Source organism: Flavobacterium sp. (assembly GCF_965657075.1).
Taxonomy (GTDB): domain Bacteria; phylum Bacteroidota; class Bacteroidia; order Flavobacteriales; family Flavobacteriaceae; genus Flavobacterium.
In genome coordinates this window covers 1-24,855 of sequence record NZ_CBFHMV010000017.1, presented here as the reverse complement: position 1 = coordinate 24,855, position 24,855 = coordinate 1, and the positions used below count along the sequence as shown (strand labels likewise).

Sequence of the window (24,855 nt, the reverse complement as noted above, 5' to 3'; positions counted from 1 at the left end):
AAACTTACCCAATGAGTTTTTTTAAAAAGATATTTTCTTCCGACAAAAAAGACCAACACTTAACTGATGAGGCTAAACTGACTTTAGATAAAGGATTAGAGAAATCTAAATCATCTTTTTTCTCAAAGTTAACTAAAGCTGTTGCTGGTAAATCCAAAGTTGATGATGAAGTTCTAGATAATTTAGAAGAAGTACTTGTTTCTTCTGATGTAGGTGTTATTACTACACTAAAAATTATTGAACGAATAGAAAATAGAGTTTCTCAAGATAAATATTTAGGAACAGATGAACTAAATTCCATCCTTAGAGAAGAAATTGCTGGTTTATTGTCTGAAACTAATCACGATGATGAAACTAAATTTAACATTCCTAAAACTGGTGAACCTTATGTAATCATGGTTGTTGGAGTAAATGGAGTTGGAAAAACAACTACCATTGGGAAATTAGCATCTCAATATAAAAAAGCAGGTTATAACGTTGTTTTAGGTGCAGCAGATACTTTTAGAGCAGCTGCTATTGATCAACTACAAATTTGGGCTGACAGAGTAGGAGTTCCTATTGTAAAACAACAAATGGGAAGTGATCCTGCCTCTGTAGCATTCGATACTTTAGAATCTGCAGTAAAACAAAATGCTGATGTAGTAATTATTGATACCGCAGGTCGTTTGCATAACAAAGTTAATTTGATGAATGAACTAACCAAAGTAAAACGTGTCATGCAAAAAGTAGTAGCAAATGCTCCACATGATGTTATGTTAGTTTTAGATGGTTCTACAGGTCAAAATGCATTTGAACAAGCCAAACAGTTTACAGCAGCAACAGAAGTAACCAGTTTAGCTGTAACCAAATTAGATGGAACTGCTAAAGGTGGTGTGGTAATTGGTATTTCAGATCAATTTCAAATACCCGTAAAATATATTGGTGTTGGAGAAGGTATTGATGATCTTCAAGTATTTAATAAGTTCGAATTCGTTGATTCATTTTTCAAATAACATATGAATAATTCATTTTTAAAAAATCCCTTGTTGATTTTTGTAATTGCTTCAGTTTTGGCTTTAATTCCTTTTCTTTTCGACAACGAAAATGTTTTAGTTATGCTTCGTTTGCTTTCTTTCGGAATGTATTTTTATGCAGTTCATTTGTTACTTAAAAAGAAAAAATAAATTACATAAAATGATCATCCTATGAATTCTCGATGACTATTTTAAATTTCTATTCTTTTAGAAATTAATTCGTTAGTTCATTAATTTTTCCCCAAAGTGCATTGTCAAAATCTGATAAAGCAAAATTTGAATTATCTGCAGAATCACCCATTCGTATTATTACAAGTTTCTTACTGGGTACTACATATATTTTTTGATCATTTTTACCTAAAGCAGCATACATATCACTTGGAGCGTTTGGAATTAAAGTTCCTGTAAATTGAAATTGAGTTTGTGGTAACCTATAACTTGTCTTGCCATTCAACCACCACATATAACCATAAGATAGATTTAAATTTTGAGATGTTGTTGTTGCTGCATTTAAAAAATTCTCATTTAAAATTTGAGAAGAATGCCATTTTCCGTCAGCATAAATCATCAAGCCAAAACGTGCCATACTTCGAGTATTACTCCAATATACGCTCAAACCACCATCTTGGATCCATAACCCAGACATACCTAATTTATCTCTAAGTTTAGTGTTAAAATAATTAGACCATGATTGACCACTAGCTTGTGCCACAACATCTTGCATTTTCACATAAACATTATGATAAGCCCAACGTAATCCAGCATCAGCAATATATTGTAAGTTGCTTGGAGAAACATCATCTCCCAAAGTATCATCTAAACCAGAATTCATAGATAACAGATTTTTACAAGTAATCATATTTTCCTTAACTAATGGAGCACTAGTCCAACCAGTACCAATATAATCGGATACTTTATTATTAATATTAATTAAACCTTCTTGTTCTGCAATACCACTCACAGCTGTGGTTAAAGTTTTTCCTGCACTTGCCCAATACCAAGGAGAAGTTGCGGTATGATTTCCAAAATATTGCTCTACTACAATTTTTCCATTGTGAAGAATGATGAAACTTTTTGTGTTTTTTAATTCTAAATAATCTAATAAAGGTTGTAATTTATTTTGATTCCAGCCCAATTCACTAACGGATTTAGTTTCCCAAACATCAGATCCATTGTTAGGAAAGTAAATAGTTTCTGTTGGATTTTGATCATCTAAAGAAGGTTCTTCGTCGTTAGAACAAGAAACCAATGAAAACGCTAGAAAAGTAAATAAGACTATTTTTTTCATAACAACAAGATTAAAAAAATTAATATTTTAATAAGACAATAAAAGTATAAAATAGTTTAATCCAAAACTAAATATTTGTAATTTAGTGCAATATTTATAATATGAAGACAAAGATAGTATTTGCATTGGTATTCCTTTTTTTAGTTTCTTGCCAAAAAGAAGTTAAAGAAACTGATATTCAAAATCTTAGCGGTTATTGGGAAATTGAACACGTTATTCTTCCTGATGGAGAAACTAAAGAATATAAAGCAAACGAAACTTTCGATTTTTTTGAAGTAAATGATAAAAAAGGAATAAGAAAAAAAGGCATACAACAATATGATGGTACTTTTCTAACCAATGATGTTTCAGAAGATTTCACTATAGAACTTAAAGACGGAAGTTGTTCTATAAATTACAAAACCGATTATTCTCAATGGAAAGAAGAAATCATTTCAATTTCTAAAGAAAAATTAATCGTTAAAAATAAGAATGATTTAGAATATCATTACAAAAGACCAGTTTTATTCGATAATAACTAACTGAAGTTATCTTAAAATCCACATCTAATTCCTTCAATAACAAAAACAATGGCTAAAAGATTCAACGAAGAACATTCCATGCAAGACATTTTAAAAGAATTCATCCAAGTTAATAAATTAGATAACGGAATGGATAAAGTTGATGTGGAACAAGCTTGGAAAAATCTAATGGGAAATGGCGTTAATAATTATACCGAAGAAGTTCTTTTAAAACGAGATACCTTATATGTAAAGTTATCTTCAGCCGTTTTACGAAATGAATTAAGCTATGGAAAAGACAAAATCATCAAAATGATAAATGAAGAAATGGGAAAAGAAATTATCAAAAATTTAATTTTTAGATAATTTTATTTGAATTGCCGTCCGGCTTCAGCCATCGAAAAAAAATCCTAACATTAGATATTCAGATAAAAAAATCCCATTTCAATTAAGAAACGGGATTTTATATTTTTAGGCAAACTGCTCACTGAACACTACCAACTGAATACTTTTTACTAGAACATTTCTCTTCCAGCAAAGTGGAAAGCCCCTTCAATAGCAGCATTTTCATCAGAATCTGAACCGTGAACTGCATTTTCTCCAATTGAAGTAGCATATTTTTTACGAATAGTTCCTTCAGCTGCATCAGCAGGATTGGTAGCACCAATTAAAGCTCTAAAGTCTTCAACAGCGTTATCTTTTTCTAAAATAGCAGCAACAATTGGACCTCTAGTCATAAATTCCACTAACTCACCAAAGAAAGGTCTTTCACTGTGAACAGCATAAAATTTTTGAGCATCAGCAACCGTTAATTGCGTTAATTTCATTGCTACAATTCTGAAACCACCTTCAGTAATCATATTTAAAATTCCACCAATGTGTCCGTTTTCAACAGCATCTGGCTTAATCATTGTAAAAGTTCTATTCGTTGCCATAACGTTTTTGTTTTTTTAATTCGAGTGCAAAAGTAGTGTATTTAGACTGAAGTTTAAAAGTTTATTAGTTTAAAAGTTTACTAATTTTTTTGTAGCGAAAGACTTGGGCATTTTTAGTTATGTATTTCCTGCTATCCATTGCAATATTTTTATCTCGTTTTGTGAACGAGATAAAAATGATTTACATTCCTATCAGGGCTAGGTGAGAAGGGTTTGTTTTTTGTTTATTTTTTTTCGGGATTTCTTGAAGTATGAAAAACAGCATTTATTATTAATGAATTTTCAATAATTTCATAAACAATAACATATGGAAATTTTTTAAAGGGTACTTCACGAAAAGTATCAAATTTTATTTGAAATAAAAAGGGATTTGTTTTAAGATAATCCAAATTTTCTAAAAATTCAGAATAAAATTGTTTACCTAATTTTTTATTTATTTCACTATAATATTCAATATCATTTTCAATTTCTAAAGATGCTTTTTTACTTAAAAGAATATTAAATACCATATTTGGATTTAATTGCTCTTTTAAACTCTTCTAAAGAAAGTACTTCCGCTGGGTTTTTTAAATATTCAGATCTTCTCTCTCTAACTTCAAGAATTTGATTTTCATTTAATATAGAAGAAGAAGCTTCTACAAGTAAAGAAATTTTTTCTAAAACTTCAAGGTTTTCAATTTTGTTAATTTTTGCAATTAACTTTTTTCTTTCTTCTAAAATATTCATTTTGAAACATTTTGATGTAAAATTACAAAAAAAAAAAATCAAATAGTAATTATGGTAAACACATTTTCCAAAGGTTTCAATTCTTCAAACAATTTATCCATTAATTTTTGACCAAATTCCAAATAATATTCCGAGAAATTGGCTTTTCGTTCTTGTAAACTTTGTTTTGGAAACAATTCATCTTGAAGAGAAGTAATGCGTTCTAATTTTTCAGCTAAAACTCTTTTTTCAGCTTTTAATAAACGTTTTTCTAAGTTTTCTAAACCTTTTATTTGTTTGACTTCTTGTGCTTTTACAGCTCCAACAAAAGATTTGTCTGTTTTAGCTGCAATGGCATATAAATCTTCAAATTGCTTTTTTAAATGTTCTTTTTGAGAAGTAAAATCTATATCAAAATTGGATAAATCTTTTGTTTTATTCGAAATCAAATCTTGTTGTTTACTGAATAAATCAGCCCAAGTTAATTCTAATTTATCAGCTTTTTCAGCTTGTTTTTGACTTGCAATTAAAACTGAATTTCGAAGTAAAAGCATCGGAAAAGTTACATGGTTTGCCTCAAAATTAGATTTCAATTCCAACCAATAAGCCAATTCACCACCACCACCAATGTAGCATAAATTAGGTAAAATCACTTCTTGATATAAAGGACGTAAAATCACATTTGGACTAAACTTTTCTGGATGATTTTCCAATTCAGCTAAAATTTTACTTTCCGAAAAGGTATAATTTGTATTTAAAACTTTGTAGATATTGTCTTCAAAAACAATTCGCTCACGCAAATTATCTTCAATATAAAATAAGTTAATTTCACGTGGATTGACTTGGATTTTATATTCAGACAAAAGTTCGTTAGTTTTCAAAACCTCTTCGCTAGAACTCTGATTTACCAATTCTTCTTTAGCATAAGGAACAAACAATTGTTTCAGATTCTTATCATCACCATCCAAAATTACTAAACCTTTTTCCTTGAAAAGCTCATTGGCAATAAACCGAGTAGCATCGGCTAAATTAGATTGTTCTAAGTAGCCTTTTTCAAATAAATCTTTTAAATATGTTGCATTTTCTCCAATTCCTAATTCTGACGAAAATTGCTCAAAAACCTCTCTTAAACCTTCAGTAGGTAATCTCCCAACTGGACCAAAACTTTCTTTTTGCCAACTGATTTTCTTTCCTTTAAACCAAAAATGATTAATTTCTTCAAAATCATGATCTTCGGTAGCCATCCAATAAATCGGAACAAAATTTTGATTTGGATATTCTTTATTCAACTGTTCACAAAGGTTGATAGTCGAAATGATTTTATACAAAAAATACAAAGGTCCAGTGAATAAATTCAATTGATGTCCAGTTGTAATTGTGAAAGTGTTCTCTTCGTTTAAAAGTTTTATATTGTTTGAAGTTGTTTCAGAAGTTTCAATGTTTTTATATTGTTTGTTAATTGAATCAACTAAAATTTCTCTATTTTTAAATGGAAAGTTACTTCGTTTTTCTTTAAGCTGTTCTGAAAAATTTTCCAACTTTGGAAACCTATTGTACAATGCTTTTAAATTGGTTTTTTCTTCTAAATAATCATTCATCAATTTAGAAAAATATCCTGATTTTTGGTAGCTTATACAGTCAGATGGCATAGTTTTATTTTTTTGTAAAAGTAGTAAATTACATTTTTTAAAGTATTATAGAAATCTTAAAATATACTTTACCTTTGCAAAAACATTATCCTTGCAAAACATACTCTTAATCACACCACCTTTTACCCAACTGAATACACCGTATCCAGCAACAGCTTATATAAAAGGGTTTCTAAATACTAAAAACATTGAAGCCTTTCAAATGGATGTAGGAATAGAAGTGATTTTAGAAATGTTTTCAAAAGAAGGTTTAGAAGAGATTTTTAAGACAGCTGACAACCGACAACCGACAACCGACAACAGTCAACGAATTTATGCCTTAAAAAACGATTACATCAACACCATTGACAACGTAATCTCTTTTCTTCAAGGAAATAATCCAACTTTAGCAAGACAAATTTGTAGCGGCAATTTCTTACCTGAAGCTTCTCGTTTTGATCAAGTAGATGATTTAGAATATGCTTTTGGTGCTATGGGAATGCAAGACAAAGCCAAGCATTTAGCAACTTTATATTTAGAAGATTTATCCGATTTTATAGTAGAATGTGTTGATGAAAATTTCGGATTCAGCCGTTACGCTGAACGTTTAGGAAGAAGTGCCAATTCGTTTGATGAATTATACAGTGAATTACAAAAAGAAATTACGTTTATAGATAAAATCACTTTAAATATTCTAAAAGGAAGAATAGAAGTAATCCAACCCAAATTAATCTGTTTTTCAGTTCCTTTTCCAGGAAATTTATACTCTGCTTTTAGATGTGCACAATTTTTAAAAGATAACTATCCAGAAATAAAAATCGCAATGGGTGGTGGTTTTCCAAATACAGAATTAAGAGATTTAAAAGACAAACGTGTTTTTGAGTTTTTCGATTTTATTACGCTTGATGATGGCGAATTGCCTATAGAATGTCTATATAATGCAGTTTGTCACACTGAGCTTGTCGAAGTGCTTTTTAAACGAACATTTCTTTTAGAAAACAACGAAGTAGTTTATAAAAATAACTCCACAAAACCAGATTACAAGCAAAGTGAAGTCGGAACTCCAGATTATTCCGATTTACTTTTAGATAAATACATTTCTGTTATCGAAATTGCCAATCCTATGCACAGTCTTTGGTCAGATGGTCGTTGGAATAAACTAACTATGGCTCACGGCTGTTATTGGGGAAAATGTACCTTTTGCGATATTTCTTTGGATTACATAAAATTATACGAACCCATAGCGGCCAAAACTTTGGTAGATAGAATGGAAGAACTTATACTTCAAACAGGTGAAAATGGTTTTCATTTCGTAGATGAAGCAGCACCACCAGCTTTAATGAGAGAAGTGGCTTTGGAAATTCTAAAAAGAAACCTAAAAGTAACTTGGTGGACCAACATTCGTTTTGAAAAAAGTTTCACTCAAGATTTATGTATTTTGTTAGCAGCTTCAGGTTGTATCGCTGTTTCTGGTGGTTTGGAAGTCGCTTCAGATAGACTTTTGGAGTTAATCAAAAAAGGAGTTACGGTTGAACAAGTAGCTCAAGTCACTCGAAATTTCACAGAAAGTGGCATCATGGTTCACGCGTATTTAATGTACGGTTACCCAACGCAAACTGTTCAAGAAACAGTTGATAGTTTGGAAATGGTGCGTCAATTGTTCGAAATTGGAGTTTTGCAATCGGGTTTTTGGCATCAATTTGCCATGACTGCTCATTCTCCAGTAGGTATGTTTCCTGAAGAATTTGGTGTAATTCCACAACAAAATGAAGTGACTTTTGCCAATAACGACATAGCTTTCAAAGATAAAACCGGAATCAATCACGAAAAATTCAGCTTTGGTTTAAAGAAATCCTTATTCAATTACATGCACGGAATTTGTTTTGATTATCCTTTGCAAGATTGGTTCGATTTCAAAATTCCAATCACCAAAATCCAACCCGATTTTATTTACAACGCACTTCAAGATGCAATTGATTTCAACACCAAACCTTCAGCCAAAATCGTTTGGATAGGAGGAAAGCCAACTTACGAAATCTTCACAAAATCCAAAAAAGGAAACAGTTGGGAAATGATGCAGCTGACTTTTCACGATAAAAAAAATGTAACCGAAATCACTGTCGAAAAAGAAAAAGGAGAATGGTTAATTGAAACTTTAGAAAAAATCTCAATTTCTACAAATAACAAAATGACTTTTTCTCAATTAAAGTCAGATTATGAAGCTAATTTAGATGATTTTGAGTTGTTTTGGTATTCAAAATCAATAAATTCTTTGAGAGAAATAGGTTTATTAGTTTTATAAATTCCTTTCTTTTTTGAAATTGCTATTGACATTGAATTTTGATATTGTTTAGGGCGTTCCCTTTCAGGTCGTGCTGTCCACTATATCTTTTTGTCTCGTTTTAAGAACGAAACAAAAAGGATGCCGTTCCCATCACTAACGCATTCGATTAAATAGAAAAATTGACTTTTTCATCAACTATATCATTTTACCAATATTTCATTTACGAAAACGTTTTCTTTTTTGTAAATTTACCCTTCATAAAAATTACACTATGAGTACAAACTATAAACTTTCTGTAAATCAAGAAAATAACTTTGATTTCAACGAAAGCGATTTAAAAAATTTAGATGAAATCCAGTTGTCAAATAACAAATTTCATGTCTTAAAAGAAAGCAAACCTTATTCAGTTGAAGTAGTTTCAACCGATTTAGCTTCCAAAAAATATACAGTTAAAGTTAATAATTCAGTTTATGAAGTAGCCATTGCTAACGAATTAGACCAATTAATAACAGCAATGGGCATTGAAAAAGGAAGAACCAAAGTTGTGAATGCTATTAAAGCACCAATGCCAGGTTTAATTTTGGAAATCAACGTTTCTGTTGGTCAAGAAGTAAAAGAAAATGATCCTTTATTAATTTTAGAAGCCATGAAAATGGAAAACAGTTTCCTTTCACCAAGAGACGGAATCATAAAATCTATTGCAGTAGAAAAAGGAAACGCAGTAGAAAAAGGACAATTATTAATAGAATTTGAATAAATAAAGAAGCAAGAAGCAAGAACAAAGATATGAGAGAAGTAATGCTTTATTTTTAAAATAATCTTTTTTCTTTCAACGTAGTGGTCTTTCCTCTTTTATCTAAAATATATGAAAAAAATAACAAAAATATTAGTTGCAAACCGCGGTGAAATTGCGATTAGAGTAATGAAAACCGCTCAAAAAATGGGCATCAAAACGGTTGCAGTCTATTCAACAGTGGATAGAAATGCTTTGCATGTCAAATTTGCTGATGAAGCCGTTTGCATTGGTGAAGCTGCTTCAAGTCAATCGTATTTAAGAGGTGATAAAATTATTGAAGTTGCAAAAGAATTAGGAGTTGATGCTATTCATCCAGGTTATGGATTTTTGAGTGAAAATGCTCAATTTGCTGAATTATGCGAAAAAAATAATATCATTTTCATTGGACCAAAATCCAAAGCCATTGAAATGATGGGGAATAAATTAGCAGCCAAAGAAGCGGTTAAAGATTACGATATTCCTATGGTTCCTGGAACTGAAGATGCTATTACTGATATTGAAGAAGCTAAGAAAATTGCAACATCAATCGGATTTCCAATTCTGATTAAAGCGGCTGCTGGTGGTGGTGGAAAAGGAATGCGAATTGTAGAAAAAGAAGCTGATTTCACATCACAAATGAACAGAGCTATTTCAGAAGCGGTGAATGCTTTTGGTGATGGAGCTGTTTTCATTGAAAAATATGTAACCAAACCAAGGCATATCGAAATCCAAGTGATGGCTGATAGTCATGGCAATATAGTTTATATTTTCGAACGAGAATGTAGCATTCAAAGAAGACATCAAAAAGTAGTGGAAGAAGCTCCTTCAGCTGTTTTGACTCCAGAATTACGTAAAAAAATGGGTGAAGCAGCTGTAAAAGTAGCCAAAGCTTGTGATTATTTAGGAGCAGGAACTGTTGAATTTCTTTTAGATGACCAACACAATTTCTATTTTCTAGAAATGAATACACGTTTGCAAGTAGAACATCCAGTTTCTGAAATTATTGCAGGTTTGGATTTAGTAGAACTACAAATAAAAGTCGCACAAGGTGAAGCTTTACCCATGAAGCAAGAAGATTTAAAAATCAACGGTCACGCAATGGAACTTCGTGTGTATGCAGAAGATCCTCTAAATGATTTCTTACCTAATGTAGGATTTTTAAGTACATACATTTTACCTGAAGGTGAAGGAATTCGTGTAGATAACGGAATCGAACAAGGTATGGATGTGCCAATTTTTTATGACCCAATGCTTTCAAAATTAATTACTTATGGTAAAAATAGGGAAGAAGCTATTGCTTTGATGATAAAAGCAATCGATAATTATCACGTGGAAGGAGTTGCAACTACCTTAGCTTTTGGAAAATTTGTAATGCAACACGAAGCCTTTCGTTCTGGAGAATTTGATACAGGTTTTGTGAAAAAATATTATGATGCCGAAAAACTAAAAGCCCAACATGCAACAGAAGCAGAAATTGCTGCTATGATAGCTTTGAAACAATATTTGAATGATTTGAAATTGGTAAAGTTGCCTAATTAGAAGAAAGAAACAAGAAGAAAGAAGCAAGACAAATCTTTTCTCTTTCAGTGAAACGGTCTTTTCTCTTTCTTCTAAATAAAATAAACATGCAAGACAAAATAAAAACATTAAACGATAAAATAGCTTTAGCCAAACAAGGTGGTGGCGAAGCTCGAATTGCAAAGCATCACGAAAAAAAGAAATTAACAGCCAGAGAGCGTGTAAATTATCTAATGGATGAAGGTTCTTTTGAAGAAATTGGGATGTTGGTCACACACAGAACCAAAGATTTCGGAATGGAAAAGGAAATCTATTATGGTGATGGAGTAGTTACTGGTTACGGTACAATTAACGGAAGACTAGTTTACGTTTTTGCACAAGATTTTACAGTTTTTGGAGGTTCATTATCAGAAACTCATGCTGAAAAAATCTGTAAAGTAATGGATAAGGCACTTAAAAACGGTGCTCCAATGATTGGTTTAAATGATTCTGGTGGTGCTCGTATTCAAGAAGGTGTGCGTTCATTGGGTGGTTATGCAGATATTTTTTACAGAAACGTTCAATCTAGTGGTGTGATTCCACAAATTTCTGCCATTATGGGACCTTGTGCTGGTGGAGCAGTATATTCTCCAGCAATGACTGATTTTACAATGATGGTTGAAGGTTCTAGTTACATGTTTGTGACTGGTCCAAACGTTGTAAAAACAGTAACTAACGAAAATGTAACTTCTGAAGAATTAGGTGGTGCAAGTACACACTCTACAAAATCTGGTGTTGCTCATATTACTTCTCCTAATGGAGTGGAATGTTTAGAAGATATAAAACGTTTATTAAGTTATTTACCTCAAAATAATAGAGAAACTACTCCAAAGTTAGATTATGTTCTAAATGACGAAATCAGAGATAAATTAGATACGATTATTCCTGATAATGCCAACAAACCTTATGATATGCATGAGGTAATTACTGATATTATTGACGAAGATAGTTTCTATGAAATTCACAAAGATTTTGCTGAAAATATTATTGTTGGTTTTGCAAGACTGGGAGGAAGAAGTATCGGAATTGTTGCTAACCAACCAATGGTTTTAGCGGGTTGTTTGGATGTTAATAGTTCTACAAAAGCAGCTCGTTTTGTTCGTTTTTGTGATGCATTCAATATTCCTTTATTAGTTTTAGAAGATGTACCAGGATTTTTACCAGGAACAGATCAGGAATGGAACGGAATTATCGTTCATGGAGCCAAATTATTATATGCTTTTAGTGAAGCAACAGTCCCAAGAATTACAGTAATTACAAGAAAAGCTTATGGTGGTGCTTATGATGTAATGAATTCAAAGCACATTGGAGCTGATATGAATTTTGCTTGGCCAAGTGCCGAAATTGCTGTAATGGGAGCAAAAGGAGCATCCGAAATTATTTTCAAAAATGAAATCGCAGCAGCTTCAAATCCTGAAGAAAAGTTGAAAGAAAAAGAAGCTGAATATGCTCAATTATTTGCCAATCCTTATACAGCAGCTCAAAGAGGTTTTGTGGATGAAGTAATTGAACCAAGATTCACAAGAAGAAAATTAATCAAAGCATTCAGTATGCTCGAAAATAAAGTAGTGGATATTCCAAAACGCAAACATGGAAATATTCCACTCTAGTAGTCAAAAAAGTTAAAAAGGAAACCTCAATTTATTAAATTGAGGTTTTTTGTTAATAAATTGTTTTCATATGCTTTAATGTTGAATAAGTTTTCTATCTTGTAACGCTTTTTAAAAGTGTTAAAAAATATTCGTAAAACATTATAAATGAAGTTTTTAAAAATAGGTATTTTGTTTTTTTTACTGTTTACAACTGCTGCTTTTTCTCAAAAGAGTATAACGCATAAAGTGGTAAGTGGTGATTCTTTTTATTCTATTGCAAAAAAATATAATGTTGAGGAAGCTGAAATTTATAAATTAAATCCTAAAGTCAAAGGAACTGTTTTACAGTTGAATACGGTTTTAAAAATTCCAGCTAAAAGGCTACCTACATCAAGTTCAAAAGTAACCGAACATACTGTTGAAGCAAACGAAACTTTTACAAGTATTTCAAAAAAATATGGTATTAGTATCCAAGATTTAATCGAATTTAATCCCAATATAACTCCAAATAAAATTAAAATTGGAGATGTTTTAAGTCTAAAAAAAATAAAAAAAGATTCTGTTAAAATAGCCAATAGTACTAAATCTTCTCCTGAGAATGATGTGTTTCATAAAGTTGCTAAAGGAGAAACTTTAAGTAAAATTGCTGAAAAATATAATTTAGGTTTAAGCGAATTAAAAAAATTAAATCCAAAAGTGAGTTCTAAAATTCAAATTGGTCAGAAAATTTTAATTCAGAAGGCTAAGAAAGAAGAAAAAATAGAACTTATTGAAGCCATTCCAGTCAATTTACTTACGACTGATATTGGCAATATGAATAATGCTGAATCTAATTTAGAAGACGAAATAGAAGAACCAGATGATTCAGGTGAAGTTTTTCATGTTATTGAAAAAGGAGAAACTTTAAATAGTATTGCAAGAAAATACGGTATTAAACTAAAGCAATTAAAAAAATTAAACCCTAAACAAGTTGATAAATTAGCTATTGGTCACAAGTTATTAGTTAAGAAAGCGGTAATTAATCCAGAAAACACCAAGCCTTTAGTGGTTTATGCAGAAGTTGATGATTATATCGAAGATACACCAGAATTGAGTTATGAAGGCTTAAGTAAAGCAGAATTTTTAATTGCAAAAGCATCTGAAAATATAGGAACTCGATACAGAAGTGGTGGAAAAAGTCCTGGAGGTTTTGATTGTTCTGGTTTGATGTGTTACATCTATAATGAACTTGAGTTTAAGCTTCCAAGAACATCATCAGGTCAGGCTCAGTTTGGGAAAAAAGTAAAAAAAGCGAAAGCACAAAAGGGCGATTTAATTTTCTTTTCAACAAATGGTAGAGGTTCAGTAAGTCACGTTGGAATGGTCACTGAATTTGATGGTGACGAAATTAAATTCATACATTCATCTTCGAGTAGAGGTGTTATAATATCTTCTTTAAATGAGACTTATTACTCTAGAAGATTTGTTAAAATTAATAGAGTTTTAGATAAGTTTTAAAACTTATTTTGTCCAATAATAAAACTCTTTTTCAAGTCCTGATTCTAATTTTTTCAAACTTCTTTTTAATATAAAATACGGAATCAAAATCATAAAAGCGGCATGAATTAAAATAAATGGAATTATAAAAAATGTCTGTTTTTGTTCTGTAAACAAAATTCCTATCAAAAATACAGAATAGAAAAATACTAAAAAACTGTAAAAAAACAGTAAGAATTTAGTGTAGGCTTTGACTTCTATTTTTAAATGAATTCCGTTTGTGTCTTCAATGATTTTACCATTTGCAATGGCCATATGCGCATTGTTGTCAAAAAGTTTTCTAATGCGTTTAAGCTTAAAAGTAGTATTTGAAATGAATCCTTTATAGTCATTTTTATTGGAAGAAAATACTTCAAATCCAGAAAACAAATTGAAACCTAAATCAGATTCAGTAACATTTTCTCTAAATCTTTTTGAAAATTCTAATTTTGAAATAGGTAAACTTATTTCAATGTTTTTGATTAAATGTAACTTTTTTAAAATAGAATCCATCATGTTATGAATTTATTTGATCAATTGCTAAAGCTAAAGCACTATCTTTTTCAGTAATGGTATTGCCGCTATTATGAGTTGTTAATGTGATTTCAACTTTGTTGTAAACATTACTCCATTCGGGATGATGATTCATTTTTTCGGCTATAAGTGCTACTTTTGTCATGAAACCAAAGGCATCCACAAAATTTTTGAATGTAAATGTTTGTTTTAGTTTATTGTTTTCTTCTTTCCACATGGTTTTATAATTATTTAAATTCAAAATTCTATTTTTATATTTAATTACTGAATTGGAATCCAAACTTCTTCTTCATTTTCAGGATTAGTATGTCCTTTGTACGCATCACCCAAAATTTCAAAATGAGGACGATCATCTAAACTATAATCGCTATTGGGCAACCATTCTCCAAAAATAAAATTTGAGGTTTTATAAAATTCTGCGGAAGTTCCTTTATGTAAAAAAACGGCATATTTTCCGGCTGGAATTTCAAATTTTTCAAAGTCGTTAGGAATAATATCATAGTTTTTGACTTCAATTAAAGCGTATTTTTTGAATTCAGTTTCTTGTGTAAACTCTTGCAAACTGCTCTTATCATACACTTGAAGTGAAATTAAATCAGCATTTTTGGCATTTGAAACTTCTTTAAGTCTAGGCATTAGCAGTTGCCAAATTTCAACAGTTTTATCATTGGCTAATGAAGTTTGTGTTGAAAACCCAATGGTTTTTTTGATAGAAATTGTTTCGGTTCTTAGAAACATAGCATAATATTTACTCAAATATAAAAAAAATCCTCACAAACTTAATTATGAGGACTTAATTTTAGAAGTAATTATTTTATTTTACTTAAATAATTATAAATATCATCTTTTAATTTTACTCTTGTCATTCTTAAATTATTCAAAGCTTCGTCTGATGCTGGTTCTGAAAGACTTTCAATTCTGTAAATTTCATGGTCTAATTCATCGTAAGAATCATACATTTTTTTAAAATGATTGTCAACTACTTTTAATTCTTGAATTTTATTTTCAAATTCAGGAAATGCATCTACTAAATTGTGTTTTTTTATCATTTTTATATTTATTAGTTAATTCAAATATAAAAGAAAAACGATAATTAAAATATGATAAATATCATCGTATTTATGGTTTAATTTCCTTTCAAACGAGCAAACAAACGGTTAAATAATTTAGGAAAGTCTTCAGGTTGTTTTTGACTTAATTCATAAGTTCCATCTTCATTAAAAATAAGTGGAAAAAAGAACTCTGCTCGATTGTTTTCAATATTTATTGGTCCAAATTTAGTACCATAAATGTGCATTTTCCCATTTTCTAATCTAGCTAATGTATAGCCTTCAGTAAAATTAAAAAAAGGTTCTAAATCTTTAATTTGTTTTTTACTTTCAAGAAAAGCAAGATCATTTTTTTCAAAATGAAAATCTGTTGAAGTTTTAGAATCTAAAAAGCTATAATCGCCAAAATAAAAACCAACCTTGGTTTTCACAATGCCTTGCCAATATATAGTATTGAAGGGAGTAGGAACAACTTTAATTTTTTCAAAGCTGATATTTTGTCTTTTCAATTCGTTTTCAAAATGATTTTTTACAATAAAATTCGCCATCAAACCCCATAATAAATAGGTTGTTGATACAACTAAAGAAGTTTTTATAATTATTTGTCTTTTAGGAAAATTATTTTTTAAGGTCAACAGTAATATACAGCCAATAAGCAGCCAAATTGTATACAATGGGTCTACAACAAAAACATTATCTAAAGTGTAAAAAGATTTATTTAACGGATAAAATAGTCTTGTGCCATAAGTAGTGCATAAATCTAATAAAGGATGCGTAAATAATGTTAAAAAACTAGCCCAAAACCAAGATTTATAACTTGTTTTGTATTTATGGCTGAACCATTTTGCAGTCAATAAACTCAATAAAAACGCAAAAAATATAGAATGTGAAAACGCTCTATGAATGGATAATTGTTCAATAGTATTAAAAAAAGGATTGATTAAGATATCCAAATCAGGGATTGTTCCTAAAATCGCACCATATAACAAAGCCTTTTTGCCAATTTCTTTATCTTTTATTAATGCAAATGTGGCAGCTCCTAATACTATTTGTGATAATGAATCCATTTTCTATTTTTTTGGAATTTGGAATTTCCTTATTGGAATTTAACTTATTGGTTCAGCATACAAATCAAATTCTGTAGCATCAATTACTTTTAGATTTACAAATTCTCCTGTTTTTAAATAAAATTTTGACGCATCAACTAATACCTCATTATCTACATCTGGACTATCAAATTCGGTTCTTCCAACAAAGTATTGCCCTTCTTTTCTGTCTATTACACATTTAAAAGTCTGACCAATTTTTTCTTGATTCAAATCCCAAGAAATTTGTGCTTGAATTTCCATAATTTCTAGTGAACGAGCTTGTTTAACCTCTTCTGGAACATCATCAACTAAATTATAAGCATGTGTATTTTCTTCGTGCGAATAAGTAAAACATCCCAATCTTTCAAAACGCATTTCTTCAACCCAATTTTTCAATATCTGAAAATCCTCTTCCGTCTCACCAGGATAACCCACAATTAAAGTCGTACGAATGGCCATTTCTGGAACGGCTTTTCTAAAGTCTTTTAAAAGATTCGTGGTTTTTTCATAAGTTGTTCCTCTTCGCATAGATTTCAAAACACTATCTGAAATATGTTGCAATGGAATATCAATATAATTACAAATTTTAGGTTCGCGTTTCATCAACTCTAAAACTTCCATTGGAAATCCAGTTGGAAATGCATAATGCAAACGAATCCATTCTATACCTTCAACTTTCACTAAATTCTCTAATAATTCTGCTAAGTTTCTCTTTTTGTATATATCTAAACCATAATAGGTTAAATCTTGAGCAATTAAAATTAATTCTTTAACCCCATTTTTAGCTAATTTTTCAGCTTCAATAACCAATTTTTCAATAGGAGTAGAGACGTGTTTTCCACGCATCAAAGGAATCGCACAAAAACTACAAGGTCTATCACATCCTTCTGAAATTTTCAAATAAGCATAATTTTTTGGAGTAGTAGTTAATCGTTCTCCAATCAATTCGTGTTTATAATCTGCACCCAATGCTTTTAGTAACAAAGGTAATTCTGTTGTACCAAAATATTGGTCTACATTCGGAATTTCTCTTTCTAAATCTGGTCTATATCTTTCAGATAAACAGCCTGTTACAAATACTTTATCTACTAAACCTTTGTCTTTTTTATCCGCATATTCTAAAATAGTATTTACAGATTCTTCCTTTGCATTATCAATAAAACCACAGGTATTAATCACAATGATATTTCCTTCGTCTTTGGTAGCTTCGTGAGTTACTTCTTTACCATTGGCTTTTAATTGTCCCATCAAAACCTCACTATCATAAACGTTTTTGGAACATCCAAGTGTAATTACATTGATTTTATTTTTCTTTATAGATTTAGTTCTCATATTTTCAAAATTGATGTGCAAAATTACATAAAATAATCCTTTGAAGCAGTATGGTTTGGGCTTTATTTATTGTGGCTTCTTCCTGCTGTCCATTACAATCTCTTCGAGGATTTCCATTCCCATCAGGGCTAGAGATAGAATTTAGGAATTTTTAATTAAGTCAAAAAAAAACTACCTCAAATGAAGTAGTTTCTGTTTACATATGATGTTATTTTTTAAAAACTCACCGTATAACTCATGGTTATATTAGTGTTGTTGTTTCTAATTCTTGCCGCATCATTCATTCCTGAAGATATTAATTGTGTATTGTAGTTTCTATTGGCTTTCGATAAAGCAAAATCTACTCTAGATTCATTAAAACTATATCCAATTCCACCAGAATATCCAGTCAAATCTCCCATAATGTAATCCACTTTGTAAGGACTTTGTTCGTATCTGTATCCAGCTCTTAAACTGATTTGTTTGATTCTATATTCACCACCAAGATTATAGGAAATAGCATTTTGAAGATTGTTTTCAAAATACGGATTCAAATCTTCGTTTTCTCTTCTAAACTTGGTTTTACTGTGATCTCTAGATGCAATATCAAAACTAATTAATCCTTTTTTACCAAAAATAACTGCAGTACTAGCCGTCCATTTTCCTGGTGAAGTTACACCATGACTTTTGTAAACATTTGTTACTTGAGGATTAACTATATTGGTAAAATTATTAGTTCCGTCAGTAGTAACCGTTCTTAAATTTTGAGTCAATTCATCACTAATGGTGTACCATGTTGGAGATTCATAAGCAAGTCCAAATCTAAACATATCGCTTGCTTTTAGTATTGCTCCAAAATTCATAGAAAAACCTCTACCATAAGAATACAATTCGTTATCAAATTGAATTAGTTTAACTGTTTCGCCAGTAGTATATTCTGGGTTGTTATTGGTTTCTAATACAGAAGAAGATCTTAAAAAATCACTAAAATGTATGTTTAGATTCATTCCTAGTGAAAGCACATCTTTATACAATCCAGAAAAGTTAGCAGTTGCTTTGCTGTTATATCCTTGAGTATTTACATAATTGTCTTGATAAAAGCTACCAGGAGCAATATTTGTGTTATATGTATTATTTGAAGGATTTGTGTCATCATCAGCATTAAAAATAAAACCTTGATATCCTAGCATTGCTTGTTGTGCTCCAAAACCTAAACCATTAGTTTCTCCTAAAAATGTATATAAAGAGTTGATGCTTTCACCCGGTAAAGTTTGTAAGAATTCTAAATTATATCCTTGTGCATAATTTAAAAAATAATTCCCAATAGAGTTGGAAGGATTTGTACCTTGCATAAACAATTGATTGTCAAAATTATTGGTTTTTTCATAATTAAAAGCCAAAGCCAATTTAGACCAATCACTTTTTTCCACAGTATTATTAAAAACAAAAGCAACCCCAATCTGATTAATGTCAAATGAATTCTCATTGCTTGAACCTCTTCCGCCAAAATAAGTGGAATTATTTCTGTTGTAATAATTAGCCAATGTTCCTTCAAAAGTATTGTAGTTGAAAACTGTTGAGCCAGCAGGATTAATATTTAGAGCAGATAAATCTCCACCTAAAGCACCAAATGCACCGCTCATACCTCTAAATCTTGCACTTCCGTTTAGGTCTTCAATGGAATATCGAAGCGCATCGTCAGGAGTGACTTCTTGAGAATATCCTAAAACTGTAATGCCAAGGATTAAATATGTTACTATTTTTTTCATGTGTATATTTTTCTTTTAAACATTTTTTATGAAGATTATCCTCTACCGCCACGGCCACCACCACCTGATGATCTTCCTCCACCTGAGCTTCCTCCAGAAGAACGTCCGCCTCCCATGCTTCCTCCAGATCTTGTTGGTGAAGTTGTTGGATAATTAGTTCTAGTTGGCGATGTTGTTCTAGTTGGTGTTGTTGTTCTAGTTGGAGTAGTAGTCCTTGTAGGTGATGTTGTTCTTGTAGTTCTTGTATTAGTAGACGTTCTTACTGTTCCATCATTTGTTCTTGTTGTTCGTACAGTACTATTTCCAATAGTGGTTGAAGTTGTTCTTCCAGAAACTGTAGCGGTTCTACCATTAGATTGTCTCCCAGAAATTATAGCGTAATTATTAGAACCTCTTCTCCCTGAATTATAAGCGATGGTATTTCCATTCCAGTTGTTCCATCCATTATTTGGTCCATACCAATTATTCCAGCCCCATCCATTTCCGTACCATCCATTCCAACCCCAATTGTTCCAACCCCAATTGTTCCAGCCCCATCCTATGTTTCCATAGTAAAAGCCATTATTCCATCCTGGACCATACCAACTGTTCCAACCCCAATTATTCCAACCCAAATTGTTCCAACCCGTGTTATAATAATTTATATTTACTTCTGTTGCGTTATTTCCCCAACCTGCATAACCACTTCTTTCAACATAAACAATGCTATCATTTGACTCTGAAGAATAATTGTCAACATCTACAAAGATTTCTGTTTCTTCAAACTTTTCTTGTATTTTGTTTAACTTCTCTACCGCGTCTTTTTTTTGTTTTACTTGAGTGTAATTAGTTTGTCTGTCTAAAGTAGTTTCTTTCTTTGAACCATAAATACCGTCAGATTCTTCATAGGATGCATTTTTAAATGAACCACAAGATGAAACTGTTAATGCTAGTATACTGAATACTATAAATCGGTAATTTTTAATTGAAGTTTGGTAAAATGTTTTCATAATAGCGATTTTTTATTGTTGGACTTCACAAAAATAGTTAGTTTTGTCGAATATTTTAGTTAAAATTTAATTAAGATTAAAGTTTTAACATTGAATAAACTAACAAATTTTATGCCAATTAAACAGTAATGAGTAAAAATTTAACAAAAAGAGCTGAAGACTATTCAAAATGGTACAACGAATTAGTTGTAAAAGCTGATTTAGCTGAAAATTCAGCAGTAAGAGGTTGTATGGTTATTAAGCCCTATGGATTTGCAATTTGGGAAAAAATGCAAGCCGAATTAGATAGAATGTTCAAAGAAACGGGTCACCAAAATGCCTACTTTCCTCTTTTTGTTCCCAAAAGTATGTTTGAAGCAGAAGAAAAAAATGCTGAAGGTTTTGCTAAAGAATGTGCTGTTGTAACTCATTATCGTTTAAAGAATGATGAGGATAGACCAGGAAAATTAAAAGTTGATGAAAATGCAAAGTTGGAAGAGGAACTAATTGTTCGTCCAACTAGTGAAGCTATTATTTGGTCAACATATAAAGGTTGGGTACAATCTTACAGGGATTTGCCTTTGTTGATTAATCAATGGGCTAACGTGGTTCGTTGGGAAATGCGTACCCGTTTATTTTTAAGAACTGCTGAGTTTTTATGGCAAGAAGGGCATACCGCTCATGCAACAAAACAGGAAGCGATTGAAGAATCAGAAAAAATGATGCATGTTTATGCAGACTTTGCCGAACGTTTTATGGCAATTCCAGTAATAAAAGGTTTAAAAACAGAAACGGAGCGTTTTGCCGGAGCTGAAGAAACATATTGTATTGAAGCCTTAATGCAAGATGGGAAAGCACTTCAAGCAGGAACTTCTCATTTTTTAGGTCAAAATTTTGCCAAAGCTTTTGATGTGAAGTTTGCCAATGCAGAAGGAAAACAAGAATACGTTTGGGGAACTTCATGGGGAGTTTCAACTCGTTTAATGGGAGCTTTAGTTATGACTCATTCGGATGATTTAGGTTTGGTACTGCCTCCTAATTTAGCTCCTGTTCAAGTAGTAATTGTACCGATTTTTAAAACGGAGGAAGAATTTGATAAAATTTCAACTGTAGTTGCTGATTTAGTAGGTCAATTTAAAAAACTAAACATCTCAGTTAAGTTTGATAATAGAACAACACACAAGCCAGGATTTAAGTTTGCAGAATGGGAATTAAAAGGTGTTCCTGTCCGAATTGCGGTTGGTCCAAAGGATTTAGAACAAAAAACTTTTGAAATTGCAAGAAGAGATACTTTAACTAAAGAAGTTGTAGCTCAAGACGGAATTGTCAGTTATATTGCTGATTTATTAGAAACCATTCAGAACGATTTATTTAATAAAGCTTTAGATTATAGAAACACGCATATTACTGAAGTTCAAGATTTTGAACAGTTTAAAGACGTTTTGGAAAACAAAGGTGGTTTTATTTCAGCACATTGGGATGGAACGGCAGAAACGGAAGAAAAAATTAAGGAATTAACAAAGGCTACCATAAGATGTATACCTATTGATGCCGTAAATGAAGAAGGAACTTGTGTTTTAACTGGTTCAAAATCAGTATATAGGGTTTTATTTGCAAAAGCTTATTAAAAAAATATAATTTTTATTGCGAAAATAAAAAATAGTTGTATTTTTGCATCCGCAATACAGAGTTGTACGGCCCGTTCGTCTATCGGTTAGGACGCATGGTTTTCATCCATGTAAGAGGGGTTCGATTCCCCTACGGGCTACAAATATTGAAATTACAGGGTTATTGGCCCGTTCGTCTATCGGTTAGGACGCATGGTTTTCATCCATGTAAGAGGGGTTCGATTCCCCTACGGGCTACAATTAGTTGTAAATAAGTTTTGTAAAATAATTGCTTGTGTCTCGAGTTTTTATTTTATTAGTTAAAACCAAAGTGATTGTTCAGGCAATTGTGGGAGGTTTTTCTTTTTTAACTAGTAGTTTATAAATAATTATTACAATTAAATTAAGAAAAAATGGCAAATCACAAGTCAGCGTTAAAAAGAATTAGAAGCAACGAGAAAAGAAGAGTAATTAACAAATATCAGCATAAAACTACACGTAATGCAATCAAAGCAATTCGTATGGCAACTGATAAAACTGAAGCTCAAGCTAAATTAAATGAAGTGTTTTCTATGTTAGATAAATTAGCTAAGAAAAATATTATTCATGCTAATAAAGCTTCAAACTTAAAATCTAAGTTAACTAAACACGTAGCTTCTTTGTAATTAGAAACGTAGTTTAAAAAATATAAAGCTCTCTTTATGAGGGCTTTTTTTATTCCTAAAAGTTAAGAAATAGTAAATAAAAATAAAGTAATGCATTGGTTAGTATTTTATTACAAAATAAGTATTACCTTTGCACCACTAAAAAAATAAGATGGAATCTATCAGAAACATTGCAATTATTGCACACGTTGACCACGGAAAAACTACTTTGGTTGATAAAATTATGTATCACTGTCAATTATTTCGTGACAACGAAAACACAGGTGATTTAATATTAGATAACAATGATTTAGAGCGTGAAAGAGGAATTACAATTACTTCTAAAAACGTTTCTGTTAATTATAAAGGTACAAAAATTAACATTATTGATACTCCTGGTCACGCGGATTTTGGTGGTGAAGTAGAACGTGTATTAAACATGGCTGATGGTGTATGTCTTTTAGTAGATGCATTTGAAGGACCAATGCCTCAAACGCGTTTCGTATTACAAAAAGCTATTGACTTAGGTTTAAAACCTTGTGTTGTAGTTAATAAAGTAGATAAAGAAAACTGTACGCCAGAAGAAGTACACGAAAAAGTTTTCGATTTAATGTTTGAATTAGGTGCTGAAGAATGGCAATTAGACTTTCCAACAGTATATGGTTCTGCAAAAAATAACTGGATGTCTGATGATTGGAGAAATCAAACAGAAAACATTGAACCATTATTAGATATGGTTATTTCTAATGTTCCAGCTCCTAAAGTTTCTGAAGGAACTCCTCAAATGTTAATAACATCTTTAGACTTCTCAAGTTTTACCGGTCGTATTGCTATTGGTCGTTTAGAAAGAGGTGTTTTAAAAGAAGGAATGCCAATCTCATTAGTAAAAAGAGACGGAAAAATTATAAAATCAAGAATTAAAGAATTACATACTTTTGAAGGTCTTGGGCGTAAAAAAGTACAAGAAGTAATTGCTGGAGATATTTGTGCTATTGTTGGTGTTGAAGGTTTTGAAATTGGTGACACTATTGCTGACTTTGAAAATCCTGAAGGATTAGCTTCAATTGCAATTGATGAGCCTACTATGAGTATGTTATTTACAATTAATGATTCTCCATTCTTTGGAAAAGAGGGTAAATTTGTAACTTCTCGTCATATTAGAGATCGTTTGACTAAAGAATTAGAGAAAAACTTAGCCATGAAAATGGGTGAGACTGATTCTGCTGATAAATTTATGGTTTTTGGTCGTGGAGTATTACACCTATCGGTTCTTATTGAAACAATGAGAAGAGAAGGTTATGAATTACAAATTGGTCAACCACAAGTTATCATCAAAGAAGTTGATGGTGTAAAATGTGAACCAATTGAAGAATTAACAATCGATTTACCTGAAAATCTTTCTGGTAGAGCTGTAGAATTCGTTACAATCCGTAAAGGTGAAATGCTTTCTATGGAAGGCAAAGGAGAGCGTATGATTGTTAAATTCAACATTCCATCTCGTGGAATTATTGGATTACGTAATCAATTGTTAACAGCAACTGCTGGTGAAGCAATTATGTCACACCGTTACATTGGTTATGAACCATATAAAGGAGCAATTCCTGGACGTAACAATGGTTCTTTAATTTCTATGGAAAACGGAAAAGCAATTCCTTACTCTATTGATAAATTACAAGATAGAGGTAAATTCTTTGTTGAACCAAATGCTGAAATCTATGAAGGTCAAGTAATTGGTGAAAACTCTCGTTCTGATGATATGTGTATCAACGTAACGAAAGCTAAGAAACAATCTAACGTTCGTTCTTCTGGAAATGATGAAAAAGCTAGAATTATTCCTCCAATCATTTTCTCTCTAGAAGAAGCTTTGGAATACATTCAAAAAGATGAATATGTTGAGGTTACTCCAAAATCTATTCGTTTAAGAAAAATATATTTAACAGAAAACGATAGAAAACGTTTCAAAATATAATTAAAATTTTCAAAAATGTCTCACTTTTTAGTGGGACATTTTTTTTATATTGTCTTGTCCTGAAAAAAGTTGACTAAATATTAAATAATATGTCAACAAAAAAGAAAATTTCAAAAATTCCGAG

At 31.1% G+C, this 24,855-nt stretch carries 25 protein-coding genes and 2 tRNA genes; 14 read left to right on the top strand and 13 right to left on the bottom strand.

Features of this window, described 5'->3' with window-relative positions; translation table 11 throughout:
• The first annotated feature begins 11 nt into the window (after nucleotides 1-11).
• Together ftsY and ACTF56_RS09875 are read left to right on the top strand one after the other, a co-directional pair.
• Nucleotides 12-992, top strand: a complete 981-nt coding sequence (gene ftsY / locus ACTF56_RS09880; RefSeq protein ID WP_438966741.1) for a signal recognition particle-docking protein FtsY — start codon at nucleotides 12-14, stop codon at nucleotides 990-992.
• Between the two features lie 3 nt (nucleotides 993-995).
• Nucleotides 996-1,163: a hypothetical protein gene (locus tag ACTF56_RS09875; RefSeq protein ID WP_438966740.1), complete on the top strand. Its 168-nt coding sequence runs from the start codon at nucleotides 996-998 to the stop codon at nucleotides 1,161-1,163.
• A gap of 64 nt (nucleotides 1,164-1,227) precedes the next feature.
• Here the strand turns inward: ACTF56_RS09875 and ACTF56_RS09870 are convergent, their stop codons facing one another.
• A complete protein-coding gene (locus tag ACTF56_RS09870; protein WP_438966739.1) occupies nucleotides 1,228-2,301 on the bottom strand; it encodes a serine hydrolase domain-containing protein in 1,074 nt (357 codons plus the stop codon).
• A 101-nt stretch (nucleotides 2,302-2,402) separates the two neighbouring features.
• Between ACTF56_RS09870 and ACTF56_RS09865 the strand changes: the two genes are divergently transcribed.
• Both ACTF56_RS09865 and ACTF56_RS09860 read left to right on the top strand, forming a co-directional pair.
• The gene (locus ACTF56_RS09865; protein ID WP_438966738.1) at nucleotides 2,403-2,822 is read left to right on the top strand and encodes a hypothetical protein; all 420 of its coding nucleotides are present in this window, start codon (nucleotides 2,403-2,405) and stop codon (nucleotides 2,820-2,822) included.
• A 48-nt stretch (nucleotides 2,823-2,870) separates the two neighbouring features.
• Nucleotides 2,871-3,167, top strand: a complete 297-nt coding sequence (locus ACTF56_RS09860; RefSeq protein ID WP_438966737.1) for a DUF721 domain-containing protein — start codon at nucleotides 2,871-2,873, stop codon at nucleotides 3,165-3,167.
• A 149-nt stretch (nucleotides 3,168-3,316) separates the two neighbouring features.
• Here ACTF56_RS09860 and ACTF56_RS09855 read toward each other — a convergent pair whose 3' ends face one another.
• The 4 genes from ACTF56_RS09855 to bshC form a co-directional block, all read right to left on the bottom strand.
• Complete coding sequence (locus tag ACTF56_RS09855; RefSeq protein ID WP_438966736.1) at nucleotides 3,317-3,736, bottom strand: nucleoside-diphosphate kinase; 420 nt, start codon at nucleotides 3,734-3,736, stop codon at nucleotides 3,317-3,319.
• A 224-nt stretch (nucleotides 3,737-3,960) separates the two neighbouring features.
• The gene (locus tag ACTF56_RS09850) at nucleotides 3,961-4,245 is read right to left on the bottom strand and encodes a type II toxin-antitoxin system RelE/ParE family toxin (protein ID WP_438966735.1); all 285 of its coding nucleotides are present in this window, start codon (nucleotides 4,243-4,245) and stop codon (nucleotides 3,961-3,963) included.
• Nucleotides 4,235-4,462: a hypothetical protein gene (locus ACTF56_RS09845; RefSeq protein ID WP_438966734.1), complete on the bottom strand. Its 228-nt coding sequence runs from the start codon at nucleotides 4,460-4,462 to the stop codon at nucleotides 4,235-4,237. The genes ACTF56_RS09850 and ACTF56_RS09845 overlap by 11 nt, the downstream gene beginning before the upstream one ends.
• A gap of 38 nt (nucleotides 4,463-4,500) precedes the next feature.
• Nucleotides 4,501-6,090, bottom strand: a complete 1,590-nt coding sequence (gene bshC, locus ACTF56_RS09840; RefSeq protein ID WP_438966733.1) for a bacillithiol biosynthesis cysteine-adding enzyme BshC — start codon at nucleotides 6,088-6,090, stop codon at nucleotides 4,501-4,503.
• A gap of 91 nt (nucleotides 6,091-6,181) precedes the next feature.
• On the opposite strand from bshC, the gene ACTF56_RS09835 reads away from it, so the two are divergent.
• The 5 genes from ACTF56_RS09835 (at nucleotide 6,182) to ACTF56_RS09815 (ending at nucleotide 13,774) form a co-directional block, all read left to right on the top strand.
• Entirely contained in the window at nucleotides 6,182-8,371 is a 2,190-nt protein-coding gene (locus ACTF56_RS09835; protein ID WP_438966732.1) for a B12-binding domain-containing radical SAM protein, read from the top strand.
• Nucleotides 8,372-8,624: 253 nt separating this feature from the next.
• On the top strand, nucleotides 8,625-9,110 hold the full coding sequence (locus tag ACTF56_RS09830) for a biotin/lipoyl-containing protein (protein ID WP_438966731.1): 486 nt from the start codon (nucleotides 8,625-8,627) through the stop codon (nucleotides 9,108-9,110).
• A 117-nt stretch (nucleotides 9,111-9,227) separates the two neighbouring features.
• Entirely contained in the window at nucleotides 9,228-10,667 is a 1,440-nt protein-coding gene (gene accC / locus ACTF56_RS09825) for an acetyl-CoA carboxylase biotin carboxylase subunit (RefSeq protein ID WP_438966772.1), read from the top strand.
• Nucleotides 10,668-10,753: 86 nt separating this feature from the next.
• Nucleotides 10,754-12,295: an acyl-CoA carboxylase subunit beta gene (locus tag ACTF56_RS09820; protein WP_438966730.1), complete on the top strand. Its 1,542-nt coding sequence runs from the start codon at nucleotides 10,754-10,756 to the stop codon at nucleotides 12,293-12,295.
• A gap of 147 nt (nucleotides 12,296-12,442) precedes the next feature.
• The gene (locus tag ACTF56_RS09815; RefSeq protein ID WP_438966729.1) at nucleotides 12,443-13,774 is read left to right on the top strand and encodes a LysM peptidoglycan-binding domain-containing protein; all 1,332 of its coding nucleotides are present in this window, start codon (nucleotides 12,443-12,445) and stop codon (nucleotides 13,772-13,774) included.
• A 3-nt stretch (nucleotides 13,775-13,777) separates the two neighbouring features.
• Here the strand turns inward: ACTF56_RS09815 and ACTF56_RS09810 are convergent, their stop codons facing one another.
• From ACTF56_RS09810 to ACTF56_RS09775, 8 genes are all read right to left on the bottom strand, one after another.
• Nucleotides 13,778-14,308, bottom strand: a complete 531-nt coding sequence (locus ACTF56_RS09810) for a hypothetical protein (protein ID WP_438966728.1) — start codon at nucleotides 14,306-14,308, stop codon at nucleotides 13,778-13,780.
• Between the two features lies 1 nt (nucleotide 14,309).
• Nucleotides 14,310-14,567, bottom strand: coding sequence for a 4a-hydroxytetrahydrobiopterin dehydratase (locus ACTF56_RS09805; protein WP_438966727.1), 258 nt, complete (start codon nucleotides 14,565-14,567; stop codon nucleotides 14,310-14,312).
• Nucleotides 14,568-14,587: 20 nt separating this feature from the next.
• Complete coding sequence (locus ACTF56_RS09800) at nucleotides 14,588-15,064, bottom strand: GyrI-like domain-containing protein (RefSeq protein WP_438966726.1); 477 nt, start codon at nucleotides 15,062-15,064, stop codon at nucleotides 14,588-14,590.
• Nucleotides 15,065-15,135: 71 nt separating this feature from the next.
• Nucleotides 15,136-15,375 carry a YdcH family protein gene (locus ACTF56_RS09795; RefSeq protein ID WP_438966725.1) on the bottom strand — a complete coding sequence of 80 codons (240 nt, stop codon included), beginning with the start codon at nucleotides 15,373-15,375 and terminating at the stop codon, nucleotides 15,136-15,138.
• Nucleotides 15,376-15,452: 77 nt separating this feature from the next.
• Entirely contained in the window at nucleotides 15,453-16,442 is a 990-nt protein-coding gene (locus tag ACTF56_RS09790) for a metal-dependent hydrolase (protein ID WP_438966724.1), read from the bottom strand.
• 39 nt (nucleotides 16,443-16,481) lie between these two features.
• A complete protein-coding gene (rimO, locus tag ACTF56_RS09785; RefSeq protein WP_438966723.1) occupies nucleotides 16,482-17,795 on the bottom strand; it encodes a 30S ribosomal protein S12 methylthiotransferase RimO in 1,314 nt (437 codons plus the stop codon).
• Nucleotides 17,796-18,010: 215 nt separating this feature from the next.
• Nucleotides 18,011-19,543: an OmpP1/FadL family transporter gene (locus tag ACTF56_RS09780; RefSeq protein WP_438966722.1), complete on the bottom strand. Its 1,533-nt coding sequence runs from the start codon at nucleotides 19,541-19,543 to the stop codon at nucleotides 18,011-18,013.
• 35 nt (nucleotides 19,544-19,578) lie between these two features.
• Nucleotides 19,579-20,532, bottom strand: coding sequence for a hypothetical protein (locus ACTF56_RS09775; RefSeq protein ID WP_438966721.1), 954 nt, complete (start codon nucleotides 20,530-20,532; stop codon nucleotides 19,579-19,581).
• A 128-nt stretch (nucleotides 20,533-20,660) separates the two neighbouring features.
• Between ACTF56_RS09775 and proS the strand changes: the two genes are divergently transcribed.
• The 5 genes from proS to typA all read left to right on the top strand — a co-directional run bounded on the left by proS (nucleotide 20,661) and on the right by typA (nucleotide 24,731).
• Nucleotides 20,661-22,139: a proline--tRNA ligase gene (gene proS / locus ACTF56_RS09770; RefSeq protein ID WP_438966720.1), complete on the top strand. Its 1,479-nt coding sequence runs from the start codon at nucleotides 20,661-20,663 to the stop codon at nucleotides 22,137-22,139.
• 68 nt (nucleotides 22,140-22,207) lie between these two features.
• Nucleotides 22,208-22,279: transfer RNA gene (locus ACTF56_RS09765), tRNA-Glu, on the top strand.
• 25 nt (nucleotides 22,280-22,304) lie between these two features.
• Nucleotides 22,305-22,376: transfer RNA gene (locus ACTF56_RS09760), tRNA-Glu, on the top strand.
• Between the two features lie 155 nt (nucleotides 22,377-22,531).
• On the top strand, nucleotides 22,532-22,783 hold the full coding sequence (rpsT, locus tag ACTF56_RS09755) for a 30S ribosomal protein S20 (RefSeq protein ID WP_438966719.1): 252 nt from the start codon (nucleotides 22,532-22,534) through the stop codon (nucleotides 22,781-22,783).
• A 151-nt stretch (nucleotides 22,784-22,934) separates the two neighbouring features.
• Nucleotides 22,935-24,731, top strand: a complete 1,797-nt coding sequence (gene typA / locus ACTF56_RS09750; RefSeq protein ID WP_438966718.1) for a translational GTPase TypA — start codon at nucleotides 22,935-22,937, stop codon at nucleotides 24,729-24,731.
• The last annotated feature ends 124 nt before the right edge of the window (nucleotides 24,732-24,855 follow it).

What these genes read in the sequence shown, in the direction of transcription:
- ftsY (WP_438966741.1), top strand. Translation starts at nt 12, where the DNA reads ATGAGTTTTTTTAAAAAGATATTTTCTTCCGACAAAAAAGACCAACAC.
- ACTF56_RS09875 (WP_438966740.1), top strand. Translation starts at nt 996, where the DNA reads ATGAATAATTCATTTTTAAAAAATCCCTTGTTGATTTTTGTAATTGCT.
- ACTF56_RS09870 (WP_438966739.1), bottom strand. Translation starts at nt 2,301, where the DNA reads ATGAAAAAAATAGTCTTATTTACTTTTCTAGCGTTTTCATTGGTTTCT.
- ACTF56_RS09865 (WP_438966738.1), top strand. Translation starts at nt 2,403, where the DNA reads ATGAAGACAAAGATAGTATTTGCATTGGTATTCCTTTTTTTAGTTTCT.
- ACTF56_RS09860 (WP_438966737.1), top strand. Translation starts at nt 2,871, where the DNA reads ATGGCTAAAAGATTCAACGAAGAACATTCCATGCAAGACATTTTAAAA.
- ACTF56_RS09855 (WP_438966736.1), bottom strand. Translation starts at nt 3,736, where the DNA reads ATGGCAACGAATAGAACTTTTACAATGATTAAGCCAGATGCTGTTGAA.
- ACTF56_RS09850 (WP_438966735.1), bottom strand. Translation starts at nt 4,245, where the DNA reads ATGGTATTTAATATTCTTTTAAGTAAAAAAGCATCTTTAGAAATTGAA.
- ACTF56_RS09845 (WP_438966734.1), bottom strand. Translation starts at nt 4,462, where the DNA reads ATGAATATTTTAGAAGAAAGAAAAAAGTTAATTGCAAAAATTAACAAA.
- bshC (WP_438966733.1), bottom strand. Translation starts at nt 6,090, where the DNA reads ATGCCATCTGACTGTATAAGCTACCAAAAATCAGGATATTTTTCTAAA.
- ACTF56_RS09830 (WP_438966731.1), top strand. Translation starts at nt 8,625, where the DNA reads ATGAGTACAAACTATAAACTTTCTGTAAATCAAGAAAATAACTTTGAT.
- ACTF56_RS09820 (WP_438966730.1), top strand. Translation starts at nt 10,754, where the DNA reads ATGCAAGACAAAATAAAAACATTAAACGATAAAATAGCTTTAGCCAAA.
- ACTF56_RS09815 (WP_438966729.1), top strand. Translation starts at nt 12,443, where the DNA reads ATGAAGTTTTTAAAAATAGGTATTTTGTTTTTTTTACTGTTTACAACT.
- ACTF56_RS09810 (WP_438966728.1), bottom strand. Translation starts at nt 14,308, where the DNA reads ATGATGGATTCTATTTTAAAAAAGTTACATTTAATCAAAAACATTGAA.
- ACTF56_RS09800 (WP_438966726.1), bottom strand. Translation starts at nt 15,064, where the DNA reads ATGTTTCTAAGAACCGAAACAATTTCTATCAAAAAAACCATTGGGTTT.
- ACTF56_RS09795 (WP_438966725.1), bottom strand. Translation starts at nt 15,375, where the DNA reads ATGATAAAAAAACACAATTTAGTAGATGCATTTCCTGAATTTGAAAAT.
- ACTF56_RS09790 (WP_438966724.1), bottom strand. Translation starts at nt 16,442, where the DNA reads ATGGATTCATTATCACAAATAGTATTAGGAGCTGCCACATTTGCATTA.
- rimO (WP_438966723.1), bottom strand. Translation starts at nt 17,795, where the DNA reads ATGAGAACTAAATCTATAAAGAAAAATAAAATCAATGTAATTACACTT.
- ACTF56_RS09780 (WP_438966722.1), bottom strand. Translation starts at nt 19,543, where the DNA reads ATGAAAAAAATAGTAACATATTTAATCCTTGGCATTACAGTTTTAGGA.
- ACTF56_RS09775 (WP_438966721.1), bottom strand. Translation starts at nt 20,532, where the DNA reads ATGAAAACATTTTACCAAACTTCAATTAAAAATTACCGATTTATAGTA.
- proS (WP_438966720.1), top strand. Translation starts at nt 20,661, where the DNA reads ATGAGTAAAAATTTAACAAAAAGAGCTGAAGACTATTCAAAATGGTAC.
- rpsT (WP_438966719.1), top strand. Translation starts at nt 22,532, where the DNA reads ATGGCAAATCACAAGTCAGCGTTAAAAAGAATTAGAAGCAACGAGAAA.
- typA (WP_438966718.1), top strand. Translation starts at nt 22,935, where the DNA reads ATGGAATCTATCAGAAACATTGCAATTATTGCACACGTTGACCACGGA.